The 1,795-nt window shown below is 73.8% G+C and carries 3 protein-coding genes; 2 read left to right on the plus strand and 1 reads right to left on the minus strand.

Annotated elements, in window-relative coordinates; all coding sequences use genetic code 11:
• A partial coding sequence (locus H0488_RS15935) for a molybdopterin molybdotransferase MoeA (RefSeq protein ID WP_220794665.1) occupies positions 1 to 865 on the plus strand: 865 nt, incomplete at its 5' end.
• Between the two features lies 1 nt (position 866).
• On the opposite strand, the gene H0488_RS15940 is transcribed toward H0488_RS15935, so the two are convergent.
• A complete protein-coding gene (locus H0488_RS15940) occupies positions 867 to 1,439 on the minus strand; it encodes a class I SAM-dependent methyltransferase (protein WP_183100248.1) in 573 nt (190 codons plus the stop codon).
• Positions 1,440 to 1,604: 165 nt separating this feature from the next.
• On the opposite strand from H0488_RS15940, the gene H0488_RS15945 reads away from it, so the two are divergent.
• Positions 1,605 to 1,795: maltotransferase domain-containing protein (locus H0488_RS15945; protein WP_183100249.1), on the plus strand; the 191-nt coding region annotated here is incomplete at its 3' end.

The raw sequence follows: 1,795 nt of genomic DNA on the forward strand, positions 1-1,795 counted from the left end.
CGAGGCGACCGACGGCGGCACCGAGGTGGTCACGATCACCGCCGCCCGGGACACCGGCTCGTTCATCCGCGCCACCGGCGGCGACGTCGCCGTGGGGGACACCGTCCTCCCGGCGGGCGTGCTGCTCGGCGCGAGCCAGATCGGCCTGCTGGCAGCACTCGGCGTGCGCGAGGTCTCGGTGCGGCCGCGGCCACGGGTGCTGGTCTGCTCGACCGGCTCCGAGCTCACCGACGACCCGGTACCCGGCTCGGGCCAGATCCGCGACTCGAACAGCCACATGCTGGCCGCCGCCGTCGAGGACGCCGGCGCCGTCGCGATCCGCCGCCTGTGGGTCGCCGACGACGTACCGACCTTCCTCCGCACCCTCGACGCCGAGGTCGACGCCGGCGTCGACCTCATCCTCACCTCCGGCGGCGTCAGCGCCGGCGCCTACGAGGTGGTCAAGGACGCGCTCGGGCCCCGGGGCGTGGAGTTCACCAAGGTCGGCATGCAGCCCGGGATGCCTCAGGGCTCGGGGCGGTACGCCGACACCGCGGTCGTGTGCCTCCCCGGCAACCCCGTCAGCTCCCTGGTGTCGTTCGAGGTCTTCGTGCGTCCGGCACTGCGGGCGTCGTACGGGCACCCGCAGCCGTTCCGGCGCATCGTCCGCGCCGCGCTGACCGAGCCGGTGACGTCGCCGGCCGGCAAGCGGCAGTTCCGACGCGGCCGCCTCGACCTCGCCGCGGGAACCGTCGAACCGTGGGGTCCCCCCGGCTCGGGCTTCCTGGGCTGGCTCGCCGGCGCGGACTGCCTGATCGACCTGCCCGCGGACCTCACCGACCGCGACGCCGGCGACGACGTGGACGTCTGGGACCTGACGGTCTGAGTCAGCTGCGCGCGACCAGCAGGTAGCGCTCGTCGGCGATCTCCTTGCCCCAGAGCACCGCGTCGGGGAGCTGCCGCACCTCTACCGCGGTTCGCCTCGTCCGCGCGACCGCTTCGGCCTCGCTCGCACTCAGGCCGGCGCCCGTCGCCCAGCTGCCCTCGACGAGCACGACGACCCCTCCGGGCGCCAGCAGGTCCACCCACCGAGCGAACGCCGCCGCCGGATCGGGCATCGCCCACAGCACGTGACGGCTGAGCACGACGTCGTAGGTCGCTGGGGCGAGCGTCGGCGCCGCCGCATCGCCGATCGTGAACGTCGCCTCCGGCACCTTCGCCCGCGCCTGCCGGATCATCGCCGGCGAGAAGTCGAGACCGTCGACGGCGTACCCCTCGTCGACCAGCAGCCGCGTCAGCGTCCCGGTGCCGCAGCCGAGGTCCGCGACCCGTGCCGGTGGCGACGGGATCACCCCCAGCAGCAGCTCGCGCCAGGCCGCGCGGGTGCGCGGATCGGCGAGACCGTGGTCCGGCTCGTCGTCGAACGTCGCAGCCTCCCGGTCCCACAGCTCCCTAGTCATGGCCTCAACGTACGGGCGGGGTGACTCCGCCGCGGGCTCCCTTGGTCTCGAGGCTCCTTGCTGCGCTCGTCGCAGCTCGACCAGCGGGTGGCGGGCTGTCCCTTACCCCTCCGTCGCGAATCCACCCGCTCGCACCGTCACCAGGTAAATGGTTGGGTGGGAGGCATGGTCGGACGCATCCCTGTGATCGACGTACACCCCCTGGTCGACAACGGCCGGCTGCCGGCGAAGGCCACGGTCGGCGAACCGTTCCCGGTCTCGGCGACCGTGTTCCGCGAGGGGCACGACCGGCTCGGCGCCGAGGTCGTGCTGGTCGACCCCACGGGCGCGAGACGGTCTCCGACGCGGCTCCAACC

The sequence above is a fragment of the Nocardioides pelophilus genome (assembly GCF_014180685.1).
Classification (GTDB): domain Bacteria; phylum Actinomycetota; class Actinomycetes; order Propionibacteriales; family Nocardioidaceae; genus Nocardioides; species Nocardioides pelophilus.